Origin of the sequence: Sphingomonas sp. Leaf28, from assembly GCF_001421685.1 — a bacterium.
In the GTDB taxonomy this organism is placed as follows: domain Bacteria; phylum Pseudomonadota; class Alphaproteobacteria; order Sphingomonadales; family Sphingomonadaceae; genus Sphingomonas; species Sphingomonas aurantiaca.
The window spans coordinates 23,619-49,445 of the sequence record NZ_LMKX01000009.1 but is presented as its reverse complement, the minus strand read 5'-3'; the positions used below and the strand labels follow the sequence as shown (position 1 = coordinate 49,445).

Here is a 25,827-nt window from a genome sequence, read left to right as displayed (position 1 = left end):
ATGGGCCTCGTGTCGTCGTTCAGGTCGCTTTCGGGCACTACCATCGAGATCCTGCACATCGTCGCGGGGCTCGTGGCGGCGGTCGGGATCACCTGGGCGGCGGCATGGTCCTATCCACTGGGATGGGACGTGATCTGGTGGTGCGGTGCCGCGGCGATGGTCGCGACGCTGGCGATGGGTATCCGCCCGCTGCGCCGTGCCCGCCGTCTCGACCGCGAGACCCGCAGGATTGAAGCATGACCGAACTCCCGCCTGAAATGGCGCCCACCATCCGCGTCACCGCGATGCCCGCCGACGCCAACCCGTATGGCGACATCTTCGGCGGCTGGCTGATGGGGCAGATGGATTTGGCCGCCGGCTCGGTCGCGTCGCGACGCAGCGGCGGACGTGCCGTCACGATCGCGGCGGACGCGATGAAATTCCACATGCCCGTCGTCGTCGGCGACGAGGTGTCGGTCTACGCACATCTCGCCGTCGTCGGCCGCACTTCGATGACGATCGAGGTCGAGGCGTGGCGCCGCGCGCGTCACAGCAACGACAGCTGCAAGGTGACCCAGGCGCGTTTCATCTTCGTGGCGGTCGGCGACGACCGCAAACCGCGGCCCGTGCCGCCCGAAACCAACTAATCCAAAGGACTCTACCGTGGCTGATACCTATGATCTCGTCATCCTCGGCTCGGGCCCCGGCGGCTACGTCGCCGCGATCCGCGCGTCGCAACTCGGCCTGAAGGTCGCGATCGTCGAGCGCGAGCGCCTGGGCGGCATCTGCCTCAACTGGGGCTGCATCCCGACCAAGGCGCTGCTGCGCACGTCGGAAATCTATCACTACATGCAGAACGCCGAGAGCTATGGCCTGAAGGCGGACAATGTCGGCTTCGATCTCGCCAAGGTCGTCGATCGCAGCCGCAAGGTCGCGGGCCAGCTGAACGCGGGCGTGAAGGGCCTGATGAAGAAGAACAAGGTGACCGTCGTCGAAGGCGTCGGCACCGTGACGGCAAAAGGCAAGCTGAGCGTCAAGCAGGGCGACAAGACCGTCGAGCTCGAAGCCAAGAACATCATCGTCGCGACCGGCGCGCGCGCGCGCGACCTGCCGTTCGCCAAGGCTGACGGAAAGACGATCTGGACCTATCGTCATGCGATGGTGCCGACCGAGATGCCGGTCAAGCTGCTGGTCATCGGATCGGGCGCGATCGGTGTCGAGTTCGCTAGCTTCTACAACGACATGGGCGCCAACGTGACGATCGTCGAGATGCTCCCGCGGATCCTGCCGGTCGAGGACGAGGAAGTCTCTGCGTTCATGGACAAGGCGCTGACAAAGCAGGGCATCACGCTGCTGACCGGCACCGGGCTCGAAGGTCTGGCGCCATCGGGCAGCGGCGTCACCGCGAAGATCAAGCACAAGGACGGCAAGGTCGTCGAGGAAACGTTCAGCCACGCGATCGTCGCGATCGGCATCGTCCCCAACACCGAGAATATCGGGCTGGAAGCGCTCGGCGTCGAGACCGACCGCGGGCACATCAAGACCGACGGCTATGGCCGCACCAATGTCGAGGGCATCTGGGCGATCGGCGACGTCACCGGCGCGCCGTGGCTCGCGCACAAGGCCAGCCATGAGGGCATCATCGCGGTCGAGAAGATCGCGGGCGGGTCGCCGCACCAGATGGACAAGGCCAACATCCCCGGCTGCACCTATTCGCGCCCGCAGGTTGCGAGCGTCGGCATGACCGAGGCGAAAGCCAAGGAAGCCGGCTATGAGCTCAAGGTCGGCAAATTCCCGTTCATCGGCAACGGCAAGGCGATCGCGCTCGGCGAGGCCGAGGGGTTCGTGAAGACGGTGTTCGACGCGAAGACCGGCGAGCTGCTCGGCGCGCACATGGTCGGCGCGGAAGTCACCGAGCTGATCCAGGGCTATGTCGTCGCACGCCAGCTCGAAACGACCGAGGCCGAGCTGATGGAGACGGTGTTCGCGCACCCGACGCTCAGCGAGATGATGCACGAGAGCGTGCTCGGCGCATACGGCCGGTCGATCCACTACTGATCGCACGATCCTCCCCCGCAAGGGGGAGGGTCGTCATCCGTCGCAAGGCTCGCCACCCGTCATCCTGACGAAAGTCAGGACCCAGGGTTCCGGCCGCAGCGCTCGTGGCTCTGGGTCCTGACCTTCGTCAGGATGACGGCGGGGGTTGGGGTGCGCCGGTCCGTTGCGCAACCGGCCGAGCTGACCGGACAAACCATCCCGTTTCGGCCCTATTGTGCTTGACCCGGACGTGTCGCTCTACAAAGGGTCGCACCTGCCGCGGGATCCTGTTCGGAATCTCGCTGCCTGTAAGCCACCGGTGCGAGACCTGCGAATGTCGATCGACCCTGCACCGCGCGCCCTGGCCCGCCCCGCCTTCATCGCCGCCGCCGCGCTGTGTCTCGCCTCGCTCGCGCTCTTCTGGCCGGGTACCGCGATGTACGACACCGTCGCGCAATATCGTCAGGTGCTGGCGGGCGTGTACGACGACTGGCATCCGCCGGCGATGGCGCGCGTCTGGGCGTTGCTGGCACCGTTCGGACCCGGTGCAACGCCGATGCTCGTCCTGCAACTCGCCACCTACTGGCTCGGCCTCGGACTCCTCGCCGGCGGGCTCACGCGCATCGGGCGACCGGGGAGCGCCGTCGCGATCCTCGTGATCGGCCTGCTCCCGCCCTTCCTCGGCTGGCAGGGCGTGGTCCTCAAGGACGCACAGCTTGCCGGCGCGCTGCTCGCGGCGGTCGGCATCATCGGCTGGTGGCGCCTTGCCGGCCGGCACGTCCCGCGTGCGATGTGGATCCCGGTGACGCTGCTGCTTGGGTATGCTGTGCTGGTCCGCGCGAATGCGGTGTTCATCGTCGTGCCACTCGTCGTCACGCTCGCGCCCCGCCCTACGCATCCGCTCGCCAAGCTCGCGAGCGCACTCGCCGGAATCGTTGTCGTCCTGGGCATCGCGCCGATCGTCAACCACCAGCTGCTCCACGCGCAGCGCAGCGGGGTGGAGGCGACACAGGCGCTCTACGATCTCGCCGGGATCGCCGCGCGTGTGCCCGACAGCGCCACGACCGGCCTCACCAGCGCGGAGGCGGCGACCGTACGGGCACGCCATTGCGCGACGCCGTTCTTCTGGGATCCGCTCGGCGACGACGCGCATTGCGGCACGACGATGGCGCGGCTGAGGGCATTGCCCGCCGCATCGCTGTACGTTACGCTCGCGTCGGCGGCGTTGCATCACCCGATCGCCTATGCCGGGCACCGCATGGCGCATCTCAATTCGACCGATCGCTGGCTCGTCCCGTTCCGCTGGCCCAGCGCCGCGCCGCCGGCCACGTCGGAGCCCAACACGCTCGGCCTAGCCAACCCCAACGCGGCCGCGCGCGCCTGGGAAAGCCTCACCGCCGCGATCGTCGAGACGCCGCTGGGCTGGCCGATCGCCTGGATCATCGTTGCGATCGCCGCACTGGCCACCGCAATGTCGCAGCCCCGCGCGCCGGCGCGCGACGTCGCCACAGCGCTGCTGGTCTCCGCGCTCGCGCTCGAGGCCAGTTTCGCGGTCCTCAGCATCGCGTCGGACCTGCGCTATCACCTGTGGCCGATGATCGCGACCGCGGTGGCCAGCGTCCTGCTGTCCGATCGCCAAGCGCCCCGGCGAGTCACCCGCGCGGGCATCGTCGCGCTGCTGCTGGTAATGGCCTGCGGCGTGGCAGCGCGTGCGCTATTCCCGCTTCCGCCGCAGACCTATGCCGGCATGCTGGGCTGATCGCTCCCCCCCTCCCCGCACAAATCGATGAGGGATCCGTCGGTCGCGTGCGTATGGTGGCTGTGCAGCAGGAAAGGGCGTGCGATGGCCAATGATGTCGACGATAAACTGAGCCGGCTGGCGCAGCGCCCGATACCCGATCTCGAGACACTGGAGGCCGACGTCTTCGCGACGATCGCCGAGAACGCCCGCAACCGTACCACCGGCCGCGCGATCGGCATCTGGTCGGTCGGCGTGGCGCTGGCGACCGGCGTCGTCGGCGGCGCGACGCTGGCAGGCAGCATCGCCCCCGCGCACGCCGCGGCGCAGGCGGCGGGTCCCTTCGGCATCGACACACCGCTTGCCCCCTCCACGTTGCTGCTCGGCCGATGATGTCGCCCCGGCGGCGCACGCTCTGGACAATTGCGCTGGCGTTTCTCGCCGGGACCGCGGGCGTCCTGCTCGGTTGCTGGATCATGATGCCCCGCGCACCGCACGGCACCGAGGTGCACGCGCTGCTCCACCGGGAGATCGCGCTCGACCCCCGGCAGGAAGCGCAGCTCGATTCGCTCGAGACGCAGTTCGCGGTCGAGCGGGCGACGCTCGAGGCGCATATGCGCAGCGACAATGCCGCGCTCGCCGCGGCGATCGCACGCGAGCATGACGATGGCCCGGCCGTCGCCGCCGCGGTCGATCGCGCGCACCGGACGATGGGCGCGCTGCAGAAGGCGACGCTCGCGCACGTCTTCGCGATGCGGCGGCTGCTTCGTCCCGATCAGACCGCGGCGTTCGACCGGCTCGTCGTACGGGCGCTGACCCCGGCATCGTGAGCGCGCCGCTCGACGACCGCACCCATGCCGATCTGGTCGCGCTCCACCGTTCCGGCGGACAGGCCGCGTTCGCCGCGCTGATGCGCCGGCACAAGCAGCCGCTCTATCGGCTGATCGTCGCGCAGACCGGCGACGCGGAGGACGCGTTCGACCTGCTGCAGGAGACGTTCGTGGCCGCGCATGCGGCGCTGGCGCGGTTCGACGTCGATCGCTCGCTGCGCGCCTGGCTTGCGCGGATCGCGATCAACAAATGCCGCGACTGGCACCGCCGCCGCCGCGTTCGCCGGGCGCTGGCCTGGGTGCTGCCGAACGAAACGCGAGACCAGGTCGCCGATCCCGCCGCCACCGTGGAGACGCAGGCAGTCGACCGCGATGCGCTGACGCATACGCTTGCCGCAATCGCGCGGCTGCCCGCAGCACTGCGCGAACCGCTGCTGCTGTGTACGATCGATGCGCTCAGCCAGGCCGAGGCGGCCGAGGCGCTGGGGGTCAGCGTGAAGACGATCGAGACACGCGTGCGCCGTGCCCGCCGCGCGCTGAGCGCAATGCTCGAAAATAACGACTGAAGTCGAGGGATCCCGCAGCCTCGCGCGTATGGATGATAGCGCGCCTGCGCGTTTCGACCCCGAGGATATGCATGACCCGAATGACCCGCCGCCATTTCCTGCGCGATGTCGGCCTTACCGGCGGCGCCGCGACGATCCCGTGGTTGCCCGCCTGGGCGCAACCGGTGTCGGCGGGGATCGTGGCGCCGCTGCCGACCGTGTCGGGGCCCGACATCGCGCTGCGTGTCGCACACCGGATGATGATGATCGACGGCAAGCCCAGCCATGCGATCGGTATCAACGGCACGACGCCGGCGCCGCTGATCCGGCTCAGGCAGGGCCAGACCGCGCGGCTGTCGGTGACCAACGATCTCGACGAGGAGACGTCGATCCATTGGCACGGCCTGCTGGTGCCGTTCCAGATGGATGGCGTGCCGGGGATCAGCTTTCCCGGTATCGCCGCACGATCGACCTTCACCTATGAATTTCCGGTGGTCCAGGCGGGGACCTATTGGTATCACAGCCATTCGGGCCTGCAGGAGCAGATGGGGCATTACGGCCCGATCGTGATCGATCCCGCGGGCGTCGATCCGATCGCCTCGGACCGCGAGCACGTCATCGTCCTGTCCGACCATAGCCCGATGCACCCGCACCGGATCTTCCAGAAGCTGAAGCAGCAGGGCGGCTATTTCAACTATCAGAAACAGACGCTGGTCGGGCTCGTGTCGGGCAAGGATCAGCCGCTCGCGGATCGGCTGATGTGGGGCGGGATGCGGATGGACCCGACCGACGTGTCAGACGTGACCGGATCCACCTACACCTATCTCGTCAACGGCCACGGGCCCGCGGACAACTGGACCGCGCTGTTCCAGCCGCGCGAACGCGTCCGGCTGCGGATCATCAATGCATCGGCGATGACGACCTTCAACGTCCGCATCCCCGGGCTGAAGCTGACGATCGTCCAGGCTGACGGGCTGAATGTCCGGCCGGTCGCGGTCGACGAGTTCCAGATCGCGGTCGCCGAGACCTATGACGTGATCGTCGAACCCGATGCGCGCGCCTACAGTCTGGTCGCAGAGGCGTGGGACCGATCGGGGATGGCCCGCGCGACGCTTGCGCCCTCCGCGGGCATGGTCGCGCCGGTGCCTGCGCTACGCAAACGCCCGCTGGCGACGATGAAAGACATGGGTATGGGCGGCATGGGGGACATGAGCGGCATGGGTCATGACATGCCTGCCACGTCAGCCCCCTGCCCGCCCGAGCATGCCGCGATGGGACACTGCAAACCCGCCGCCGCGTCCGGCGACATGCCCGGCATGAGTCACGACGGCGCTACCATGAGCCATTCGATGCGCGACTTCGCCAATGCGTCCGAGCTGCCCAGGACCCCGACGGTGCAGACCGTCTCGCCGATGCCGATGGATCGGACGGGGGAGCCGCCACAGGGTCTCGCCGATATCGGTCAGGAGGCGGGGTACAAGGTGCTGGTCTACCGCGATCTCGTCGCGCTCGATCGCAATCCCGATCTGCGCGCGCCGTCTCGGCAGATGCGGATCCACCTCACGGGCAACATGGAGCGCTATATGTGGGCGTTCGACGGGGTGAAGCTGAACGAGGTCAAGGCGCCGATCCCGTTTCGTCAGGGCGAGCGAGTCCGTGTAACGCTGGTCAACGACACGATGATGGCGCACCCGATCCATCTCCACGGACATTTCTTCGAACTGGTGACGGGGCATGGCGATCACGCGCCGCGCAAGCACACGATCAACGTCGCCCCCGGCGGCACCGCGACGTTCGATCTCACCGCGGATGCGGTCGGCGACTGGGCGTTCCACTGTCACATGCTCTACCACATGCATGCGGGGATGATGCAGGTCGTCACCGTCCGTCCCGCCGGCGAGACGGGGGCCGAAGCGTGATCCGCGCGGCGTGGGCGCTCACGGCGATGATGACCGCTGGCGCGGTGTTCGTCGCCGATCCCGCTGCGGCGCAGATGCACGACATGCACGGCATGGCGATGCCTGCGACGCCCGCCGCGAAGAAGCCTGCTGCGAAGACGCCTGCCCGGCCCAAGTCGCGCATCGTGCGAAAGACAATCCGCGCCCCATCGGCGGCCGCAGCCGCGACTAAGCGCGCGTCGTCGCCCGAACAACCGGCCACGCAGGAGTCCCACGCTGCGATGCCCGCCATGGCACCCGGGATGACAATGCCGAGCGCGGCCGCATGTCCCCCAGAACACGCGGCGATGGGCCATTGCACCCTCTCGCCGGCGCCCGGCCAGGGTCCGACGACACCCGTGGGGACCGATCAGCCGGCGGGCAACGCGCCGCCACCTGCGCCGCCGACGACGCTCGCGGCGGCGCGCTTCTACGATCCTGCGACGATGGCCGCCGCGAACCGGGCGATGCGCGACGAGCATGGCGGCATGCGGTTCAGCCAGATCCTATTCAACCTTGCCGAGGTCCAGGTGCGCAACGGCCGCGACGGCTATCGCTGGGACGGCGAGGGCTGGTTCGGCGGCGACATCCACCGCCTCGTCGTCAAGAGCGAGGGCGAAGGCGATTTCGGCCGCAGCATCGAGTCCGCAGAGGTGCAGGCTTTATATGCCAAAGCGATAGACCCCTATTGGAACCTCCAGGCGGGTGTCCGCCAGGATCTGTGGTCGGGCGCCAAGCGGACGTATGCCGTCGTCGGCGTCGAGGGGCTCGCCCCCTATTGGTTCGACGTCGAGGGCAGCGTTTTCCTGTCGAACAGAGGCGACGTGCTCGCGCGCGCCGAGGCCTGGTACGACCAGCGGATCACGCAGCGCCTCGTTCTCCAGCCGCGCGTCGAACTCAATCTCGCCGCGCAGGACGTGCCCGCCAGCCGGATCGGTGCGGGCCTGTCGAGTACCGAACTCGGCCTGCGCCTGCGCTATGAGGTTGCGCGGGAATTCGCGCCCTATGTCGGGCTATCCTACACGCATGCGAACACCGCCACTGCGCGCTATTCGCGGGCAAGGCGTGAGCGTTCCGGGGATGCCGATACCGGCGGCCTGGCGGTTGCGGTGGGGATCAGGGGCTGGTTCTGATCTGTGCGGCGGGGGGGTGTGGATCCGGCGTAATTATACGACGGATAGCGGATTATTTTGTAGCGAAGTTATTGGCTTAGCCTTAGACTTTCGCTTGATTCAGCATAGCTGTTATCTTAACATAAGTTATGCCAATTCGTTCGGACACTGCCGTTGTATTGATGAAGATGGCGCTTGCGCTGCTTGACCGAGATCGCGTGGAGCTTGCGGCCTGCCATCTTCAGCATGCGATCGAACTTGCCGAGGGCGATGACGGGCTCGGCGGCCTTGATGGCACGGCGCTGACCGATCAGCCCGACGCCCCGCATTGCTGAGCGTTCGTGCCGCTACTGGCGTAGACAAGGGCTGCGGTCCGCAGAACACCGCGCGCAATTCGCGCCACCCCGCGGCAAAAGCTATAGTATAGCCGATCTATTGATCCTCATCAGCGTGATTCACGAACTCTAGATGGACCCTATACGCATGCAGGCTCGTTACGACCCCTGAACCATTTTACGGATGTTCCGGGCCCGATCATGCGTATCGCGATTATCTCTCATCTCAAGCACGCGATCGTCGAGCCGTTCGCTGGGGGGCTTGAGATGCATACGCATCTTCTCGCCACGAGACTGCGCGCCCGCGGGCATGACGTCGTCCTGTTCGCGTCGACTCGCTCGGATCCCGCCACCGGATTGACCGCAATCTGCGACGAGACCGCGCTAATGGCGACCGGCGTGGCGGAGGCGACCGACATCGCGTTCTTCCGCGAACACCATGCCTATCTGCGGCTGATGTCCGAACTGCGCCGAGGTGGGTTCGATATCGCTCACAACAACTCGCTGCATTACCTGCCGGTCGCGATGGCGGACACGTTGCCGATGCCGATGGTCACGACGCTGCACACCCCGCCCTTTTGCTGGCTGGAGAGCGGCATCCGGCTGTGTCGGGCCGAGGCGACCCGGTTCGTCGCGGTATCGGAGGCGATCCGCGCGATGTGGTCGCCGATCGTCCCCATCGACCGCGTCGTCGGCAACGGCATCGATCTCGACCGGTTTCCCTATCGTGTCGTGCCCGACGCCGACCCGTATCTGGTCTGGTATGGGCGCATCGTCCCCGAAAAGGGGCTTCATCTCGCGATCGCCGCGGCGCAGCGCGTCGGGCTTCCGCTGCGGATCGCGGGTCCGATTTCCGATCCGGCCTATTACGCTGCGCAGGTCGCACCGCATCTGGGCGAGGCGGTTCGGTATGTCGGCCATCTCGATCACGCAGCGCTGTCGTTGCTGATCGGCGGCGCACGGGCGTTCCTGTGCACGCCGTGCTGGGACGAGCCGTACGGGCTGGTCGTCGCCGAGGCGCTGGCGTGCGGGACGCCGGTCGCGGCGTTTGCGCGCGGCGCGATCCCCAGTCTGCTCGATGCGGGCAGCGGCGTGCTGGCGACGCCCGACGACGTCGACTCGCTCGCCGACGCCGCCCGGCGCGCGCTGCATCTCGACCGATCGGACAGTCGCGCACGCGCGGTGGCGATCTGCGACGTCGAAACGATGATCGACGGCTATGAAGCGCTGTACGAGGAGATGTGCGCGCAGCACACTGGCGTGCAACAGCCGACGCCGATATGGCCCGCACTGGCCGCGAGCAGATCCGCACAGCGCAGCGCGCGCGCGCTGTGACCCCAGTACCGTTCTGCGTCTGCGTGCCGGCGCGCAACGAGAGCCAGCGCTTGCCAGTCCTGCTCGACGCACTCGCCGCGCAGACGATCGCGGGACGCATCCCCGTCGCCTTGTGCATCAACAATAGCGACGACGACAGCGTTGCGGTCGTGGAGCAGGTCGCACGCCACCACGCCGAGCGACTGGTCATCTTGGTGGACGCCTGCACCCTCCCGCCACCCTTGGCACATGCCGGCGGCGCACGCGGCCGAGCGATGGAGATGGGGTATCGCCACGTCAGAAGCGCGGCGGGTGGTAACGGCGTACTGATTTCGACCGACGCGGATTGCCGTCCCCCCGCCGAATGGATCTCCGCCAATCTCGCCGCGATCGGCGCGGGGGCTGGTATCGTCGGGGGACGGATCATGCTGGACGATGCCGAACCGATCCATCCGGCAATTGCACGAATGCGCGACCGGTTCGATCTCTACTGGGCTGCGGTGCGCGCAATCGAGGATGCGAGCGATCCCTCGCCGCACGACCCGCCGCCGCGTCACGGCGACCATACCGGCGCCAGCATCGCGATCGACGCCGGCTTGTATCGCGCGATCGGCGGGGTTCCGTCGATCGCCTCGGGCGAGGACCAATCGATGGTGATCGCCGCGGTCGCGGCAGGGGGACGGCTCGTCCACCCACCGTCGGTATGGACGCGGGTCTCCGCCCGGACGGATGGTCGGGCCGCAGGCGGCATGGCGATCGCGATGGCCGAGCTGGCAGCGACGATGGATCGCGGTGTCGTTCCCTACGTGCCGGCTTTCGAACATTGGCATGCCCGGGCGCTCTGGCGGCGCGCAACACGGACCGCATACGGCGTGGCGGAGATGCTGGCGCAAGAAGCGGAGCTGCCGCCGATGCCTGCCGACATGCCGCTGCCCGCGTCCCCGCCAGAGCACGACGTATCACGCCTGCGGGTAGCAGCGCCCACCCTGTCATGACCCGGCGTCCGATCGGCTATTACGTCCACCACCACGGTGCCGGACACGCCGCGCGTGCGTCGGCGATCGCGGATCATGCCAACGGGCGCATCACGCTGATCGGGACGAACATCGCCGGGCGGACCGCCGTGCATCCCTATCTCGATCTTCCCGACGATCGGCTCCACCCCGGGTTTGATGGCCGCGACGGCACGGCGGAGCGCCCCGCGGCGCTGCATTACGCTCCGCTCGATCACGATGGGATCCGGCACAGGGTCGCCGCGATCACGCACTGGATCGCCGAACATCGACCTGCGCTGATGATCGTCGACGTATCGTGCGAGATCGCGATGCTGGCGCGGCTCGCATCGGTCGCGACGGTCTGCGTGCGGCTCGGAGGTCGCCGCGACGACGTCCCGCATCTCGAGGCGTTTCGCGCGGCGACCGCGCTGATCGCACCGTTTGCCGAAGCGCTCGACGATCCCGCCACGCCGGACTGGGTTCGCCGAAAGACTTTTTACGCCCCCGGACTGGTCCAGCGGAGCAACGCCGCCGGGGTGGATCCGGCATCGGTGCTGGTCGTCGGCGGCCGCGGCGGCGCGGCGATCGAGGGCGCGGCCTGGGCCCGTGCGGCGCGCGCGACGCCCGACCGGACGTGGCGGGTCATCGGCGACTGCGCGCCGCTTCGGGACGCACCGCCCAATATCGAGGTGCTCGGCTGGGTCGACGACGCGGCGGCGCGGATCGCATGCGCGGGCATCGTCGTCGGCAGCGCGGGCGACGGCGTGGTCGGCGCGGTCCTCGCCGCCCGCCGGCCGTTCGTGTGCCTGCCCGAGGATCGCCCGTTCGACGAGCAGCGATCGAAGGCTCGAAGACTGGCCGCGACGGGCGCGGCGCTGGTGTGCGAGAATGCCATGACCGCGGACTGGCCAAGCCTGCTCGCGCTTGTAGAACGGCGCGATCCTGCGGCGCAGGCGGCGCTCGACGACCCGGACGGCGCGGCCCGCCTGGCAGCGCATGTGCTGGCCCTGGCCGATGGAGAGCGCGGATGAGCGACATGATGATGACGATACTCGAAGACCCACTGGTGGGCGCGCTTGCGCGGCTCGGCGAACGCTATGACAACGAGCGCGCGCACCCCGCCGACAGCATCGCGCTGCTCGTGGAGGCCGGGCTATTGCACCGGTTCGCACCAGTGGAGTCGGGGGGCGAGGCGTTTGCCGATGCCGCTGACCGTCACCATGCGATGTTTGACGCGCTGCGCCGGGTCGGTCGCGGCGACCTCAGCGTCGGCCGCCTGTTCGAGGGGCATGTCAACGCGATGGCGCTGTTCGGCTGGTATGCGACCGCGCGGCAGAAGGACTGGCTGCGTGGCGCGCTCGATCGCGGCGCGGCGTTTGGCGTATGGGCGACCGAACCGGCACCGGGCGTTGCCCTGGTCGACACGCCGGCCGGACGCGCACTCGACGGCGCGAAGAGCTTTGCCAGCGGCGCGGGCGGGATCGGCTATGCGATCGTCACGGTACAGCCCGAGAGCGGCGACCGCCGGCTGGCGATCGTCGGTGCCGATGACCTGTCGCGGACCGACGCCAGCGGCTGGCGCGTCCGCGGCATGCGCGCGAGCATGAGCGGCGCCTATGACCTGACCGGCTATCCGATCGACGACGAGGCGCTGATCGGCGCGCCCGGCGATTATGATCGCGAACCGCGCTTCACTGCCGGCGCGTGGCGGTTCGCCGCGGTCCAGCTCGGCGGGATCGAGGCGTTGCTCGCCGAGACGCGGGCCGCGCTGTCGGGCGCGGCGCAGGCCGACCCGCTCGCGCGCGCTGCGTTCGGGCATGCGATCGTCGCGGCACGCACCGCCGGGCTATGGGTACGCGAGGCGGCGATGCGCGCGGCGCGCGAGGATGCCGATGCCGCCGCCTTCGCCCGGATGACGCGCGGGGTGGTCGAACGCGCAGGGCTGGACGTCATGGAACACGCCGCCCGGCTGATCGGCACGCGCAGCACTTTCGAGGGGCAGCGCGTCGACAAGATTATCCGCGATCTCAGCCTGTACCTGCGTCAGGCCGGACCCGACCAGGTCCGCGATACCGCGGTGCGCGACTGGATCGATCATGATTGCTGGGGCGAGGATCGGCTGTGGTAGCCATCCCCCGCCCGCTCGCGACGAGCCGGTTCACGCGTGCGCGCTGGCTGGTGCTGGCGCCGCATGCCGATGACGAGACGCTGGGCGCGGGCGCGCTGGTCGCGCAGGCGGCGGCAGCGGGCCGGCTTGCCGGGGTCGTCTATCTTACCGATGGCGCGGGATCGCACGATGCGGGTGGCGCGTGGCTGGCGCGGGTGCGACGGCGTGAGGCGGCGCTGGCGGTGCGCAGGTTGGGCGGATGCGATGCACCGCCACCGCTGTTCCTCGACTGGCCCGACGCACATCCGCATCAGCCCGGCAGCGCGGCGTGGCACGCGACGCTGCGCCAGCTCGCGGCGCTGATCCGCGCACGCCGCGTCGACGCGATCGCGGTCACGGGTGCGGACGAGCCGCATTGCGATCATACTGCGTGCCGGACGATCGCCATCACCGCGATCCGTGCCGCCCGGCGTAGCGTTACGCTGTTCGACTACCGGGTCTGGACGGATCCGGCGGTGCCGCCTGCCCGGACGACGTTCCGCACGCAGCCGATGCCGGTTGGCCAGCGTCGCCATGCGCTCATGGCGCATCGCAGTCAGACGGGGGGCGCCTATGGCCCCGGCTTCCGCCTTGCGCGCGATGCCTGGCGGATGCCGGGCGACGACATTCTCCACCTGACCGGAATTGCCGATGCCCGCTGACGATACCCGAGACGGCACCAGCCTGGCCGCCGGCTATTTCGAGGATATCTTTGCCGGGGACGACGATCCCTGGTCGCTCGCCAGCAGCGCGTATGAAGCGGGCAAGTTCGCGCGTACGATCGCGGTGCTCGACGATCGCCGCTACGCCGCCGCGCTGGAGATCGGCTGCGCGCATGGCGTGTTGACGCATCGGCTGGCGCCGTTGTGCGCGGACCTGCTGGCGATCGACATTGCCGAGGGCGCGATCGGATATGCGCGCGCACGGTGCGAGGACCGGCCCCAGGTCCGGTTCGAGCGGCTCGCCTTTCCCGGCCAGATACCGGCGACCGGGCCACTCGATCTCGTCCTGATGTCAGAGGTCGTCTATTACTGGAGCGATGCCGATATCGCTGCCGCCGGTGCGTGGTTGCGGACTCGGGTCGCGCCGGGCGGGCGGATCCTGCTGGTCCACTGGACCGGTGAAACCGACTATCCGCAAACCGGCGACGCGGCGGTCGAGGCGATGTTCGCCGCACTGGGTGATGCGGTGACGGTCGAGCATGCCGAGCGGACGGAGGCGTACCGGCTCGATTTGTGGACGCAGAAATGACGAGGCTGAGCTTACGTCAGGTGGCGTAGGGGACGGGCTCGCAGCTGCAAAACGCTGCGGCTCGCAGTGTGCCGCGCGATATACGGTTGGTGCCCCTGGCCTCTGCCGGTTTTTGCCGATCATGATATTGTTTTTCCTGCTTTTTCATAGTTGATTGATTTATGAGTGCCCCCTTATGTGCCCCCATCCTCAGGGGCGTAGGGGGCACGCTGCTAGCCGTTCGCGCATCCAATCATCGATGTCGGCCTGCCACCAGCCGCTGGCTTGCACGGTCAGCTTCACTTGCTGAGGGAACGTACCGGCCGCGACCATGCGGTAGATCGTCGATCGACCAAGGCCTGTGGTCTTCATCACGTCAGGTACGCGCAGGAAGCGACCGCCGGAGCTGGCCGCGCCGCGTTGTCTGGCGGTAGCGAGGGTCATAGCGGTCATGCGGCTTCCTTGAGGCAATCGTGTTCAAATAGGCGGGCGAGTACGGCGCGAAGCCTGCGTGCATGGGCGAGGAGCCGTTCGCCCCTTCCCTCGCGGGCGGCCGCTGCGGACCTGATGTCGGTATCGGACGCGCCACGCTCGCCGCTGATTTTGTAATTGAGTGCGCGAACGGTGATGCAGAGTTCGTCTGCACGGCGGCCCTTGCCCATCAACCCCACTGCAGTATCCAGGCCCATCATCCGCATGACCTCGATAGGGAATGCTACCTGTTCCCGCTTTAAGGCACTCCCAGCTGGAGTACGGCCCTGTTCCCGAATTGGGGAACAGGCAGCTAGCTGCTTCGATGGTTCATTCACGTGGGTTTCAACGGTCGCTGCAATGCTCATCATGAATTTCCCACTGGTGGAGATTCGGCTGCCATTGCGGAGCGATCGTCGCGGCGATCACACCGATTGAGACGCCGCCCCCCCCTCATGAACAGAGCGATCCCGACGTCGTGAAGGATTGGCTGCGCGATCATGCGCGGCGGTCCGATACGCGGAGCCTGCCGGTTGTCGTTGGCTGCAATGGAAGCCGCTGCGGGAGCGACTACAGGCTTGGCGTTTATCATCAGATGCGTTCCGGCAAGGCGGTGGCTTTCTCGGAAGCGCGTTCCGAGCGATGGGGTAGGGCGGACGTGTTGAAATTAGCGGGTGCGCTTGGCCTTGGGCGGTCGCAGGCGCGGCTTACTGGTCACGCGGTACGCCTCGACCAGTAGCGTCAGCCACCAGCGGACCAATAAGACCTGGAAAACCTCGCCGATCGGACGGGGCCTCGGCACCGTCTCCAACGGAGCGTAGAGGTCGGCCGGTTCGCGAGGCTTCACGATCATGCGGAAGCTCCGCCTTCTGGTGTGTGCCAGACCGATCGCAGAACCGCGGAGACGTCGATCGCGATCATGGACTTTGCGCCATCCGCGCGCGCCAGTTTGCCTGCGTCGGGACCCCATCTGAAGCGGTAGTCGTCAGTCTCTCCAACCCGCCAGAAAAAGGTCAATTCCTCGGGGGATGCAACGCCGTCGGGCGCATAGCTCACCTCGGCCTGCTCGGTGATGTTCACATAGGGATCGAGGTGGCGGCGAAATTCCTCGCGCGGCATCCCTTCCCACAACTCCATGACGCGCACCGTTACCTTCTGCGCGCCATGGATTTCAGCGGTCCACGGCACGATCTCGGCCCAAAGCTCGTCTTCCATCGAAATATTATCGGCCGCTTCTGCGGCAATCCGTGGGTTCGTCTCTGGGTCGAAGCCGGGGGCTTCAACTATGTCGCGATACCCCCAGCGCTTCACCCTGCGGGCGATCACGTTGCGCTCGATCATGTCGAGCGTCCACATGGCGTGAACTTCGTCGCGAGTCGCGCCGCGACCATCGAAGAACGCAATAGCGTCGCGATAGACTTTGCAGACCGACAGCATCCCTTTGATGCTGACGCCAAGGATGCGAAGTTGGTTCATGATCGCGGCGATGTTCGCCTCGTACCATTCGAACCGCAACTTGAAGCCGGTGCCCGTTTTCGGAGCCTCGATCGGGCGCAGCACGCCGCCCCTAACCCAGAACGTCATGACGTCCCGAGGGATTTCAGCCTTGGCCATGATATCGCCGCGTAGAATCGGCTTTTTGGTTGGCATCGGCCATCCTTATTTTCGACTGGCTCTCATTCCTAAGTGACTAACGATCACTCCGCAAGCGACGATTTGGAAAGCCGGTGCCTGTCACGCTGCATTCTGCCACAGGGAATCGAGCCCGCGCTTCTGCTATTGGGCCGTCTTCGCCCGCCGTGCCGCGGTCTAGGTCTCCGTCTTCCGAGTCCGGATCGCCTGCGGCTTGGTTGAGCAATCCAAACAACGCTTCGATCAGATTGCCAATCCGGATGCCGTCGACGCGATCGAGCGCAGCCGGCGCAACCGACTTAGCGACGGCGAACACTTCGCCCTCCCTCACCAAGCTATCTGCGGCCTTCCGTTGCAACGCGGCCCTCACGCTGCCATGCCCTTTGGCAAACGCTGGCCGGCCTTCTCCATTTCCCCACCGACGTCGACGATCTTGGTTGCCTTGGTCCGGACCATCGTGAGCAACGACGCAATCGCACCCCAAAGCTCGTTATCGATCAGGAAGGCGTCGGCGCGCTGATGACGCATCATTCCACGCTGCCGCTCGATCAAAACCTCGACGCCAAGTATCAGCGCGTCGATCGAGTCTCCGCCCTCTTGGACGTCGCTGGAACCGCTCATGACTATGTCGCGGTCGGCCATGTCGATCAAAGGGACGTCGGCGACATCAATTTCGGGTGCACGGGTTCGCACACCCCTATAAGGGGCTTCAGCAGCCATATTCGATCTCCACTCGATCGGTTGTGGTCAGAGCTGGCGCGAGGGTCCTAAGCCTTGCGTCAGCTCGTCATATCTGGCATCAACTATTAACCATGTCAATTGTTGGCGCCAACAAAAGAGGTCGCGGAAGGCCGCCAGTGGGCTCGACACCCATCAACTTGCGCTTGGCTCCTGATCAACTCGCCGCGCTGGATGCATGGATCGACCGCCAGACGAGCCCACTTTCTCGTCCCGAGGCAGTGCGCCAACTCATGATGGCACAGCTCGCCACAGCCGACTGATCCAGATTCGAATTTTGCATCATCCGCACAGGATGGAACAGCCCTTGACCGCCGGCTTAGATTTTGTCGAAAGCCGCTCGAGCCTGTAGCCGCCGCATGACAAAGGCATCTCGCGAAGCCAGCAACTCGAAGAAGCCACCTCTCAATGGTTGGCTCGGGATAGGCATCGTGCTTGTCACTATGACGATCTCGTTCTTCGTAGCTTACGCCTGCCTGCTACCGTAATTTTCTCTGGATCAGCCAGCCGCGAACGTCGACAATCGGTTCTTGATGGCCGGGCCGGTTGGGGCCGGCGAGACCCATAAGTCGCCATTCAGCCCCCCCGCCCCGCTGCCCAACCGCGGACGTTCATTCACGTCGGTTCATAGAAGTCGGAGGGACAGCCGACGAAGCTGAAAACGGCGAGAATTGGGACGAAGCGGTCGTGGCCATCGAGGCCGCCAAATGTCAGCTTGAGCCAAGAGCAGACCTTTGCCGCTCCATCATATTTAGAGACCGAGCGCGCTGGCCAGCTGCTTCTTGATGTTAGCCGCGTTAAAGCCGCCCAACTCGATTGTGGTCAACAAGACCACTTCGGCGGTGGGGTCGCCGGCCTGACCCACACCCGCGGCACCGTACCACGCCTCTTTCACCTTCCACCTTGCCACGTAGTCGGGTCGGTCGAGCATACCAAGGTGCTCGATCAGCAAAGTTCGGCCCGTTTCGGCGTCCGCGACAGTGAAGTCAGGATACCTGATCGAGCCATCCGGTCCCTTGAAGGGCTGCTCGTAGGCGTAGGGGACACCAAAACCATCTAGCAGATTTGCAATGATAACCTCGGACTTGGACCGCACAAGTTCGCCGCGCGTGGTGCGATGGATGAGCCCGCTCTCGAGGAAGGATCCGACATGCTCAACGGGGGAAGGTGCGGTGAACAGGTTCGTCCACCGACGAGCGGTCTCCGAACGATCTGCTCCGGACAGTTTCATGAGATCACGCAGCTCGCCCTGATGGAACAGCACAACGTCTCGCTGCTGCCTTGTGAGAGCAGTGTAAAGGAGCTCTCTGGAAAGCGGTCGGCAGGGATTGGGGATCACGACGAACGTTGTCCCAAACTCGCTGCCTTGCGACTTGTGAATCGTGAGCGCGTAAGCGAGCTCAAGCCGTGCGTCCCCATCCTGGCCGAAGTCGGATCCGCTGAAACCGAACTTGTGGCCGAGCTGCGTCGAGAACTCGACCTCGAGCTTCCAAGGGAGTTTCTTGGGCTTCCAGGCTCTGCCTTTGAACTGTCCGACGGCTAGGCCGATCTCGCCGTTGGCGAGGTAGGGCTTGTCGAGCTCCGGCCAGACGTCATTGCGTCGTCCGTTCGAGAGGTTGATGACCTTGTCGCCGTACAGGATCGCTTGGCCGCCGAGTGGTTTCGCGATCTTACGGTGATAGTAGGTGTCGACATCCCACCACTGGCGGACCGACTGCCGGAATATCTTCTTGATCCAGCGGTTCAGACCATCGACGCCGGTCTCGCCTCCTCTCAACGGCGCCAGGATCTGCCAGGACTCGGCCTCCGCGCCGCCGCCGCGACGAATTCCCGCTTCGTCCGGCCGTGAAAGATTGAAGTAGGCGCGCCCATTGAACTCGCCGCCTCCCAAGCTGATTTCGAAAGCCGTCTCATCGCTGATGGCGTCGTCCACGCCCTCCCGGACATGGCGGGTGACCTCGGCTAGGAGCTTCTGCTGAAGGTCGGCATCCCCTGTCCATTGCGCCGTTCGGACCCCGGATGCAGTACCGGAGGAGAGCCGCGACCAGACCTCGTCCGCTCCGGGATCGGGTGCCTCACCGCTGAACCAGCGCGACAGGAGCACGTCGTCACGGGCGCCGCCGCCCGACTGCCTGCGCACAACGGTGAGCTCCGCCAAACCGTTGGATTTGTCGCCTGTGGTCCGGAGATGGCGGATCATGTCGACGAAGGGGCGGCCCGCTCCGATCGGCGGAAGCTGCCGGGGGTCGCCGACCAGGATCAGGCGCTGTACGATCGCGGGATCAAGCGCGTCGAGCGTGGCGGCCAGCTGGTCCTCGGTGAGCATGGAAGCTTCGTCGATGACGACCGTCGCGTAGCCGCCTTCCCGCTCCGGGGAGCCGTTGGCCCGATAGGCGCCGGTCTGCGGATCGTAGCGCTTCGATGTCAGCAGGAACTGGGCGAGCGTGTAGGCGGTCACGTCGCCCGCCTTGCGCTGCATTTGGACGCGGGCCTTGCCCGTCGGCGCGAGCAGCAGGACGCCCCCGTTGGCGATCTGATCGAGCGACAGCAGCGCGAGCAGCAAGGTCGTCTTGCCGGTGCCGGCGGGACCGATGAGCGCCGAGGCGCGCGACCTAAAGAGCTCTTCGAACGCCTCGGCTTTCTCGGCCCTTGCGGCCTCCTCGGCGGGATCGTCGCCCTTGGACTTGCCGCCGAGCGCGTCGTCGATACATCGACGCCAATCGTGATCGCCCTTGTGACGTGCGCCGGAGATACGCCTGAGGATGCGTGTGGCAATCAGCGCGCGGGAGCCGGCGTATCGATCGAGCTGCCAGGCCGGATCGCCGGAGGCGGTCGTCGAGGCCTCAATCACCGGCGTCAATTCGCCGCCAAAGGCGTCCACCCAATCGCTGCCGATGGCGCAGGGTGGCGATACCTCCGCGGTTCTAACCCGGTCGACGAGCCAATCCTGCGGAAGGAGGGTGTGGCCTTCGCCCGCGGCGACCTCAAGCCTGTCGAGCATGAGCGCACGCGCCCTTCTCGGATCGAGCGGTTCGGGGCAGCCGGACGGCGCGGGAACGGGTGAGACGGCAAGAACCTGCGGGTCGGGGAACATGCCGCGGTCGACCACTCTTACGGGGATCGGATCTGGCCGGGCCCGATCCGTCTCATAGATCAGGTAGGGGTTCGCGAGGATGGCCTCGTCCTCGTAAGGGATGCCGGACGCCTTGCGCCGCTCCTTTACCCACCACCTCGTGACCTGCTCAGCGGAGAGCTCGAAGCGCGCGAGGAGTTCGAGCAGCGCCCGCCTGTCCGCCTTCAGGCTGCCCCACAGCTTGGCCGCGATCGGTCCGATCGAGGCCTCCAGCTCCTTCGGAAGCTGGCCGGGATCGGCCAGCAGGGCACCGACGAGCGGCCACGGATCCCGTACGTCGGTGCCGCCGTCGGCGTGCAGGATTCCGCCGATCGCGTGAGCGAGCAGTGTTCCGTTCTCCAGGCCGAGCGCGCTCAGCGCAGAGCCGAGGCCGGGGAACGCCCCCCGGAGACGCCACAGTCGGTTGAGCTCTCCGTCGATCCAGCGGTGGGCGTGGTCCCAGTCGCCGGGGAGGACCTCCTCGTATCGGGCGACCGTCACCGATGCGGCGAGCAGCGTCGCGATCGCCTTGTCGTGGCTGACGTGCTCCGCGCCCATCGAGAAGGCGTCCCAATGCTCTTCGGGCGCGTGGAGGACGAACGGCTTGGGATCGAAGTCGGGGTCCGCCTCCGCCATCTGGAGAATTTCCTGATAGGGAAGCAGGAAGCCGTCTCCAATGTCCGGGCGGATCGAGTGCACGACGTTACGCTCCCACACCATCGACCTTAGAGCGCCGGAAGCCTGCTCCTCGTATTCGTACTCAGTCGTCGGGCCGACACCCTTCACGCGGCCGATGCCAACGATAACGCGCCGCGGGTCTTCAGTAAGCGGCGTCTTCTTGGCGTAAAAGAAGACGAGTGAGTTCTCCGGCTCGATCGCGCCAAAGAAGGTGTCCAGCATCGCCAGCTGGTTGCGCCTCTCCTGTACCCAGATGCTGTCGAACCCGACGTCCGGCTCGAGTTCGTGGCGATAGCCGAGGGACAGCCTTCTGGCCGGGTCCGGCAGGTCGTCAGCACCCCTCATCATCCACCCGAACGGCACGGCGGCCGCCGAGAAGGGAACGTGGGTGTAGGTGGTCCGTCGAAAATGAGTGTGCGTGTCGTTGGACGCGTAGGGATGCTCGAAGCGGCGAATGTACGAGAGGTCGGACATAAATGCGCCCCGCTCCGCGGCGCACGCAGGCAGCCGACCACCCTCGACGTCGAAGATCTCTCCCGCAACGGAGGTCTCCCAATCATCGTCCTTCGTGTCGCCAATCCTGGGAAGCGCTATGCAGTGTGTGTTGCCGCGGGGATTCTGGCAGACGCGACCGTTCCAACCCGAGTCGTGCCAGGGAACGCGAATAGAAATGTGCTGGGTCGGTATTCTCCGTGCGCCCTCAATCACTCGCCACCCCCCGATCGCGGCATGTGTTCGCCGCCCGACAAGCCCTTGTCGACATTACGGACCGATGGTCAACGGCTGGTTCATCGTGACCGATCAGCATTTCTGAATGATGCAGCACCGCGCGTTATTGCGCTCGAGACAGTTCCCACATGTAGGCCACCCGAGGTCGAGATGTTTAGCGTCAGCCGAGCGCAGTCTGCATGGTGTGGTTCGCTGCCTCTATCTCCGCCAACATTGCTGCGGACGGAGGGCGGTCCGCGACCAGGTTGATGAGCGTCGCGACCTTCAGAGGCATGACCACTGCGTTCCCAGTTATGGGGTTTCTGGCGACCGTCGGGATGAACGCTACGCACAGGATTGAGCCGACCGCCTTCTTACCCGAGAAGACGTCATCGATAGCCTCCTGCCCGTTGTCCTTCAGGACGTCGGAGATCATCCCTGTCAGCATTTCGATCGTGCGAACGGCGGGCTGCTGCCAGTCCGCGAAGAAGCAGGCCTCCGGCCAAAGACCTGCGCCGAGTAGCCGGGGGGTGAGGTTGAAGGCTACGATGCCCTCCGGCGCCGGGCATCGCTCGATCTGGTCGACGCCCTTGACGATGTGATCGAGGAGGCTCTGCGTATGTGGCGAACGCACAGTCTTGAAGGCATAGGCGCGGGCGGCTTGGCTGCCGTCCAGTGCAATTACGTCGGGGTTGTCGCCCTTCGAATTCTTAGGGTGGTCGAGCAGGACCCTAATGCTTTTGGCCATCAGCAATGTGGCCCAGTAGACCTCCACGAGCTTGTTGTACGCGTCCGCATCAGCGGGTGGTTCCTGCGTCAGGTGGACCGCCCCCTGCACAAGCATCTTCAGATGGGGGATTAGCGTCGGGAAGTCCGGATGGTCCTCCACCGCCAACACCTTTGCGGCGAGGTCGTGCACCGCCAGTCCAGCGGTATACTCGAGGCGCATGTCGTCGGGCGTGCCGGCGAACCCCGCTTTGATTGTGTTCAGGATCCGCCAGAGTGAAAGCATGTCGGCGCCGGTCGAGACGTGTCTGGGGATGCTTACGCCGTGCGTTGCGAGCAGTTCCTCGAAGCTGTCAACGAGATCGGACGCGCCCGCGATCTGAACCTGAATGCCCTGTTTCCTCGTCCGCCAACGCCGCCAGCGATGCCGTAATCGCGTGCCCAGAGAGCACACGCAGCGGACGGTCGCCTCAGCCAGTGCCCTCATGTTCCGAGCGCCGTCATTATTGGCTAGGATTGTCATATCGGTGCGTCACTAAGGCAACCAGTAGATGAATATAGCGTAAAAAATCATCGTTCGCGGTGTCTGAGGGCAATCTGAACCAAGGTCCGCTCGCTGCCAATTGCGTCCAACGGCAGCACTGGAATGATCATCGGCTTTCATCATGCGCCTTCATCGCCCGAAATGGCCAGATGTGGGGCGCCTTTATGCCCGGCAGCTGTCAGACTTGCGAATGGCGGGTTGCGGCGCGAGCGGACATTCACCGCGCTGCATCGGAACGACGTGAATTGGTCGACTCCTGCCAGCGGGTCGCCGGCACCAGGACCCACTGATGGACGCCCGCGCCACTTACCTCGCTTCCCAACTTCGGACGCTGGTTCATCACGATTTTGAAGCCGCATTCAGTACGCTGTGCTGTTTGCTTAGACGGCTTCGAGTGGAAAAATGGCAAGTCCGATCAGGAGACGTCGCAACGCTCAACCAGACCTCAAATCCGTCGCAATTCGAGTTCCTCTCGCAGCACCCCGACCAAGGCTGCTGCGGGCATAGCGCGAGACAGTGGCGCACCTTGCCCTGCCCATTGCGCCCCGAAACCGTGTTCGCCTCTCGCCTTGGCAACCGCGTGCAAGGCCTTTCCCGCATCATAGGCGATAGGATAATCAGGCGGTCGTCGTTCATCGACCAACTGACTCAGAGCCGTGAACCGGTTGGCCAGCGCACGCGCGGGTCGACCAGAAATAAGCGACGTAAGGACGGTGTGGTAAGCGCCCGCACCGGTGAGAGCCGCCCGGTATGCATCGTCTGCGGCCGACTCCGGGCACGCGACAAAGGCAGTTCCCAGTTGCGCTGCCGATGCTCCGAGGTCGAGCGCCGCGGCGATGCCGGCGCCGTCCATTATTCCGCCAGCAGCGATGATTGGTAGGTTGCTCTTGCGCACCAGGAGCCGGGTCAGCGCGAATACCCCGAGCGCGTCGTCGGGCGCGGTGGGGTCGAAGACACCCCGATGCCCGCCAGCCTCGATCCCTTGCGCGACCACCGCGTCGATCCCCGCCGCCTCGATCGCGCGTGCTTCGTCTAGGCTCGTTGCGGTCGCCATGAGGTAGATACCGCGCGCGCGCAACGCCGAGAGCACGTCTGTGGACGGCAACCCGAAGTGAAAGCTGACCACTGGCGGCGCGAGATCGATCAGTACCGCCACCATGTCGGGATCATCTGCGAAGCTCTTGTAGATGGTCCTGAGCGCCCTTGGGGGTTCTGCGCCGTACTCGGCGAACACCGGGGCAAGCCAATCCAGCCATTGCGCTTCCCGCGAAAGATCGGCCTTTGCGCCAGCGTGGACGAAGACGTTGACGTTGAACGCGCAGGTCGTGCGGCTGCGCACCTCCTCGATCATCGCCCGTGCGCCGGCGGCGTCGGTCGCACCCACTCCGATCGACCCCAAGGCTCCCGCCTCGGATACCGCTGCCGCCAGCGAAGGTGTGGCGACGCCGGCCATCGGCGCCTGGATCAAGGGCACCGAGAGTTCGAAACGATCGATGAAAGACATACCTTCGCGGGATCCGGTTATGAACGATTGTCCGCTTATGACTACGCCAGCGCATTAAGTGAATGGCGACAGGTGGGCGGATTCGATCCTGTGCCCTTCAACCGCTACGACCCAGTTTTGGACATTCGCACGCCTTGCCACGCTTCCCGAAAGCGGCCTTTCGTGCAGGTCGTCTGGCGCGTGCTCGGCCCTCACTCTCGGCCCGTCCTTGACTTATGGTGCTCAGCCGGATCCAGCACCGGCTGCCCCATCGTGACGTATTGTCCTGCTTCGCGCTCTGCAGGTCCACGGCCAGGTGGCGGCCCGGCCGATTGAACGGTCGCGCGCCCCTTGCGCCAGTGTCGGCCCTTAGCGCTGCTTCCTGATGTACTCGGCGTACGTCGCGATGTCGCGGAACGCCGTGCCGTCATTGACCGCGAGGGTGTCGAGCTGCTTCAAGATCTCGTCTTTCCGATCCTTGCGAACCTGGACGCGGCGGATCGCGATCGTCGCATCCCCCGCCTCCGAAAGCACGGCATCCTGGCCGAACAATAGGAACGCGCCCGATTGGGCGGTCACGCGCTCGTTGCTGTGCCGACCGCGGACGCAAAGCACGCGGGAGATGTCCGTTGGCACGATCACGTTGCGGAAGTATGGCTTCTCGCCCTTGATGAAGTGGAGGAGCTTGATCACCGGGATCGTCTTGTTGAACTTTTCGAAATCCAAGCTCGGATCGAGCGCGCGCCTGTCCTTACCATCCATCTGCGCAAGATTCGCGAGGCAGCTCACGGTATCGCTATCGAAGTACTTCACGTCGTCGTCCGCCACCGTGAAGCGTATCACATCCCCGACATGATCCTTGCCCGACTTGCAGGCGAAGAACAGCGCGATCAGTGGATTGGTGGAGGTGTCCAGCATCCTTGTGGGTAGCCCGTAGTGCTGCATGCGCGCCAACCGCTCGAAGGCGCTGCGGTCCTCGCGGAAGTCCAGCGGGTTCGCCATCAGGAGCTCGCGGTACATTCTCGGCTCCGCCTCGGCGGCGCCGGGGGACCGCAGAACCAGCGGCGTCAGCTTGTACTCCTCCGCCTTCGAGTGACCGCGGTAGAAGGCCATCTCGCCGTTCGCGGGAGGCGTGCCGAAGACCCACCGCACGTACTCGTCCACGCTCCCGATCTCGCGAGGAGGAGGCTCGGTCGGCTCCGCTGACAGCAATCCACGAATAAGCTCGACGATTCCACGCACTTCGATACACTCCCAACACGTGGCCGATCGTCTATGATCCGCGAACACGACTGTCACAGACTCGGCTGACTCTACCCGAAATTACTCCACTTGGCGCTAGGCATCGGGGCATGGGGTGGACTGTGACTGCGTGATCGTCGCCTACGAGCGCTGCTTCCACCACGCTAGACCGATCCAAAGTATCGAGCTGGTACATCTTCCAGCGCCGGGACGAGCACGGAGTGATTGCATAGCGTCTACCCTAAGCGCGCGGTCACAAGGCGTCGGCGTGTGGCCGCGCCTAAGGTCCTCGGGT

At 65.9% G+C, this 25,827-nt stretch carries 26 protein-coding genes; 16 read left to right on the top strand and 10 right to left on the bottom strand.

The window, feature by feature from the left end:
• From ASE79_RS13335 to ASE79_RS13260, 16 genes are all read left to right on the top strand, one after another.
• Nucleotides 1-240 carry a hypothetical protein gene (locus tag ASE79_RS13335; protein WP_056417472.1) on the top strand — a complete coding sequence of 80 codons (240 nt, stop codon included), beginning with the start codon at nt 1-3 and terminating at the stop codon, nt 238-240.
• Nucleotides 237-626 carry an acyl-CoA thioesterase gene (locus ASE79_RS13330; protein ID WP_056417470.1) on the top strand — a complete coding sequence of 130 codons (390 nt, stop codon included), beginning with the start codon at nt 237-239 and terminating at the stop codon, nt 624-626. The genes ASE79_RS13335 and ASE79_RS13330 overlap by 4 nt, the downstream gene beginning before the upstream one ends.
• Nucleotides 627-642: 16 nt before the next feature.
• The gene (gene lpdA / locus ASE79_RS13325) at nt 643-2,037 is read left to right on the top strand and encodes a dihydrolipoyl dehydrogenase (protein ID WP_056417467.1); all 1,395 of its coding nucleotides are present in this window, start codon (nt 643-645) and stop codon (nt 2,035-2,037) included.
• A 313-nt stretch (nt 2,038-2,350) separates the two neighbouring features.
• Nucleotides 2,351-3,775, top strand: coding sequence for a hypothetical protein (locus tag ASE79_RS13320; RefSeq protein WP_056417464.1), 1,425 nt, complete (start codon nt 2,351-2,353; stop codon nt 3,773-3,775).
• An 84-nt stretch (nt 3,776-3,859) separates the two neighbouring features.
• Complete coding sequence (locus ASE79_RS13315) at nt 3,860-4,147, top strand: hypothetical protein (RefSeq protein ID WP_056417460.1); 288 nt, start codon at nt 3,860-3,862, stop codon at nt 4,145-4,147.
• Entirely contained in the window at nt 4,147-4,584 is a 438-nt protein-coding gene (locus ASE79_RS13310) for a periplasmic heavy metal sensor (RefSeq protein WP_056418445.1), read from the top strand. The genes ASE79_RS13315 and ASE79_RS13310 overlap by 1 nt, the downstream gene beginning before the upstream one ends.
• The gene (locus tag ASE79_RS13305) at nt 4,581-5,150 is read left to right on the top strand and encodes an RNA polymerase sigma factor (RefSeq protein WP_056417457.1); all 570 of its coding nucleotides are present in this window, start codon (nt 4,581-4,583) and stop codon (nt 5,148-5,150) included. The genes ASE79_RS13310 and ASE79_RS13305 overlap by 4 nt, the downstream gene beginning before the upstream one ends.
• A gap of 71 nt (nt 5,151-5,221) precedes the next feature.
• Complete coding sequence (locus tag ASE79_RS13300) at nt 5,222-7,048, top strand: copper resistance system multicopper oxidase (protein WP_082445306.1); 1,827 nt, start codon at nt 5,222-5,224, stop codon at nt 7,046-7,048.
• Nucleotides 7,049-7,077: 29 nt separating this feature from the next.
• A complete protein-coding gene (locus tag ASE79_RS13295) occupies nt 7,078-8,199 on the top strand; it encodes a copper resistance protein B (RefSeq protein ID WP_082445345.1) in 1,122 nt (373 codons plus the stop codon).
• Nucleotides 8,200-8,360: 161 nt separating this feature from the next.
• Nucleotides 8,361-8,513: a hypothetical protein gene (locus ASE79_RS21005; RefSeq protein WP_156359691.1), complete on the top strand. Its 153-nt coding sequence runs from the start codon at nt 8,361-8,363 to the stop codon at nt 8,511-8,513.
• Between the two features lie 201 nt (nt 8,514-8,714).
• Nucleotides 8,715-9,848, top strand: coding sequence for a glycosyltransferase family 4 protein (locus ASE79_RS13285; RefSeq protein WP_082445305.1), 1,134 nt, complete (start codon nt 8,715-8,717; stop codon nt 9,846-9,848).
• Entirely contained in the window at nt 9,845-10,822 is a 978-nt protein-coding gene (locus ASE79_RS13280; protein WP_235516933.1) for a glycosyltransferase, read from the top strand. Before ASE79_RS13285 ends, ASE79_RS13280 begins: the two co-directional genes overlap by 4 nt.
• On the top strand, nt 10,819-11,853 hold the full coding sequence (locus ASE79_RS13275; RefSeq protein ID WP_056417448.1) for a glycosyltransferase: 1,035 nt from the start codon (nt 10,819-10,821) through the stop codon (nt 11,851-11,853). The genes ASE79_RS13280 and ASE79_RS13275 overlap by 4 nt, the downstream gene beginning before the upstream one ends.
• Nucleotides 11,850-12,950 carry an acyl-CoA dehydrogenase family protein gene (locus tag ASE79_RS13270; protein WP_082445303.1) on the top strand — a complete coding sequence of 367 codons (1,101 nt, stop codon included), beginning with the start codon at nt 11,850-11,852 and terminating at the stop codon, nt 12,948-12,950. Before ASE79_RS13275 ends, ASE79_RS13270 begins: the two co-directional genes overlap by 4 nt.
• Nucleotides 12,944-13,630 carry a PIG-L deacetylase family protein gene (locus ASE79_RS13265; protein WP_056417444.1) on the top strand — a complete coding sequence of 229 codons (687 nt, stop codon included), beginning with the start codon at nt 12,944-12,946 and terminating at the stop codon, nt 13,628-13,630. The genes ASE79_RS13270 and ASE79_RS13265 overlap by 7 nt, the downstream gene beginning before the upstream one ends.
• Complete coding sequence (locus ASE79_RS13260) at nt 13,620-14,219, top strand: SAM-dependent methyltransferase (protein ID WP_056417442.1); 600 nt, start codon at nt 13,620-13,622, stop codon at nt 14,217-14,219. The genes ASE79_RS13265 and ASE79_RS13260 overlap by 11 nt, the downstream gene beginning before the upstream one ends.
• A 189-nt stretch (nt 14,220-14,408) precedes the next feature.
• Here the strand turns inward: ASE79_RS13260 and ASE79_RS13255 are convergent, their stop codons facing one another.
• The 10 genes from ASE79_RS13255 to ASE79_RS13215 all read right to left on the bottom strand — a co-directional run bounded on the left by ASE79_RS13255 (nt 14,409) and on the right by ASE79_RS13215 (nt 25,454).
• The gene (locus ASE79_RS13255; protein ID WP_107952245.1) at nt 14,409-14,651 is read right to left on the bottom strand and encodes a helix-turn-helix transcriptional regulator; all 243 of its coding nucleotides are present in this window, start codon (nt 14,649-14,651) and stop codon (nt 14,409-14,411) included.
• The gene (locus ASE79_RS21715; RefSeq protein ID WP_156359690.1) at nt 14,648-15,037 is read right to left on the bottom strand and encodes a hypothetical protein; all 390 of its coding nucleotides are present in this window, start codon (nt 15,035-15,037) and stop codon (nt 14,648-14,650) included. Before ASE79_RS21715 ends, ASE79_RS13255 begins: the two co-directional genes overlap by 4 nt.
• Nucleotides 15,038-15,336: 299 nt before the next feature.
• Nucleotides 15,337-15,522, bottom strand: coding sequence for a hypothetical protein (locus tag ASE79_RS13245; RefSeq protein WP_056417436.1), 186 nt, complete (start codon nt 15,520-15,522; stop codon nt 15,337-15,339).
• On the bottom strand, nt 15,519-16,319 hold the full coding sequence (locus tag ASE79_RS13240; RefSeq protein ID WP_056417431.1) for a hypothetical protein: 801 nt from the start codon (nt 16,317-16,319) through the stop codon (nt 15,519-15,521). Before ASE79_RS13240 ends, ASE79_RS13245 begins: the two co-directional genes overlap by 4 nt.
• A 40-nt stretch (nt 16,320-16,359) precedes the next feature.
• The gene (locus ASE79_RS20995) at nt 16,360-16,617 is read right to left on the bottom strand and encodes a hypothetical protein (RefSeq protein ID WP_156359689.1); all 258 of its coding nucleotides are present in this window, start codon (nt 16,615-16,617) and stop codon (nt 16,360-16,362) included.
• A 50-nt stretch (nt 16,618-16,667) separates the two neighbouring features.
• Nucleotides 16,668-17,021: a hypothetical protein gene (locus ASE79_RS13235; RefSeq protein ID WP_056417428.1), complete on the bottom strand. Its 354-nt coding sequence runs from the start codon at nt 17,019-17,021 to the stop codon at nt 16,668-16,670.
• A 769-nt stretch (nt 17,022-17,790) separates the two neighbouring features.
• On the bottom strand, nt 17,791-21,303 hold the full coding sequence (locus ASE79_RS13230; RefSeq protein ID WP_156359688.1) for an ATP-dependent DNA helicase: 3,513 nt from the start codon (nt 21,301-21,303) through the stop codon (nt 17,791-17,793).
• Nucleotides 21,304-21,718: 415 nt separating this feature from the next.
• On the bottom strand, nt 21,719-22,786 hold the full coding sequence (locus ASE79_RS13225; RefSeq protein ID WP_056417422.1) for a hypothetical protein: 1,068 nt from the start codon (nt 22,784-22,786) through the stop codon (nt 21,719-21,721).
• Between the two features lie 466 nt (nt 22,787-23,252).
• Nucleotides 23,253-24,311, bottom strand: a complete 1,059-nt coding sequence (locus ASE79_RS13220) for an NAD(P)H-dependent flavin oxidoreductase (protein ID WP_056417418.1) — start codon at nt 24,309-24,311, stop codon at nt 23,253-23,255.
• Nucleotides 24,312-24,659: 348 nt separating this feature from the next.
• The gene (locus ASE79_RS13215; protein WP_156359687.1) at nt 24,660-25,454 is read right to left on the bottom strand and encodes an FRG domain-containing protein; all 795 of its coding nucleotides are present in this window, start codon (nt 25,452-25,454) and stop codon (nt 24,660-24,662) included.
• Nucleotides 25,455-25,827: the final 373 nt, after the last annotated feature.

Coding starts and splice junctions, on each gene's coding strand:
- ASE79_RS13255 (WP_107952245.1), bottom strand. CDS start 14,651: ATGACCGCTATGACCCTCGCTACCGCCAGACAACGCGGCGCGGCCAGC.
- ASE79_RS21005 (WP_156359691.1), top strand. CDS start 8,361: ATGAAGATGGCGCTTGCGCTGCTTGACCGAGATCGCGTGGAGCTTGCG.
- ASE79_RS13335 (WP_056417472.1), top strand. CDS start 1: ATGGGCCTCGTGTCGTCGTTCAGGTCGCTTTCGGGCACTACCATCGAG.
- ASE79_RS13330 (WP_056417470.1), top strand. CDS start 237: ATGACCGAACTCCCGCCTGAAATGGCGCCCACCATCCGCGTCACCGCG.
- ASE79_RS13285 (WP_082445305.1), top strand. CDS start 8,715: ATGCGTATCGCGATTATCTCTCATCTCAAGCACGCGATCGTCGAGCCG.
- ASE79_RS13295 (WP_082445345.1), top strand. CDS start 7,078: ATGACCGCTGGCGCGGTGTTCGTCGCCGATCCCGCTGCGGCGCAGATG.
- ASE79_RS13300 (WP_082445306.1), top strand. CDS start 5,222: ATGACCCGAATGACCCGCCGCCATTTCCTGCGCGATGTCGGCCTTACC.
- ASE79_RS13225 (WP_056417422.1), bottom strand. CDS start 22,786: ATGACAATCCTAGCCAATAATGACGGCGCTCGGAACATGAGGGCACTG.
- ASE79_RS21715 (WP_156359690.1), bottom strand. CDS start 15,037: ATGAGCATTGCAGCGACCGTTGAAACCCACGTGAATGAACCATCGAAG.
- ASE79_RS13275 (WP_056417448.1), top strand. CDS start 10,819: ATGACCCGGCGTCCGATCGGCTATTACGTCCACCACCACGGTGCCGGA.
- ASE79_RS13320 (WP_056417464.1), top strand. CDS start 2,351: ATGTCGATCGACCCTGCACCGCGCGCCCTGGCCCGCCCCGCCTTCATC.
- ASE79_RS13235 (WP_056417428.1), bottom strand. CDS start 17,021: ATGGCTGCTGAAGCCCCTTATAGGGGTGTGCGAACCCGTGCACCCGAA.
- ASE79_RS13270 (WP_082445303.1), top strand. CDS start 11,850: ATGAGCGACATGATGATGACGATACTCGAAGACCCACTGGTGGGCGCG.
- ASE79_RS13240 (WP_056417431.1), bottom strand. CDS start 16,319: ATGCCAACCAAAAAGCCGATTCTACGCGGCGATATCATGGCCAAGGCT.
- ASE79_RS13260 (WP_056417442.1), top strand. CDS start 13,620: ATGCCCGCTGACGATACCCGAGACGGCACCAGCCTGGCCGCCGGCTAT.
- ASE79_RS13230 (WP_156359688.1), bottom strand. CDS start 21,303: ATGTCCGACCTCTCGTACATTCGCCGCTTCGAGCATCCCTACGCGTCC.
- ASE79_RS13220 (WP_056417418.1), bottom strand. CDS start 24,311: ATGTCTTTCATCGATCGTTTCGAACTCTCGGTGCCCTTGATCCAGGCG.
- ASE79_RS13245 (WP_056417436.1), bottom strand. CDS start 15,522: ATGATCGTGAAGCCTCGCGAACCGGCCGACCTCTACGCTCCGTTGGAG.
- ASE79_RS13315 (WP_056417460.1), top strand. CDS start 3,860: ATGGCCAATGATGTCGACGATAAACTGAGCCGGCTGGCGCAGCGCCCG.
- ASE79_RS13310 (WP_056418445.1), top strand. CDS start 4,147: ATGTCGCCCCGGCGGCGCACGCTCTGGACAATTGCGCTGGCGTTTCTC.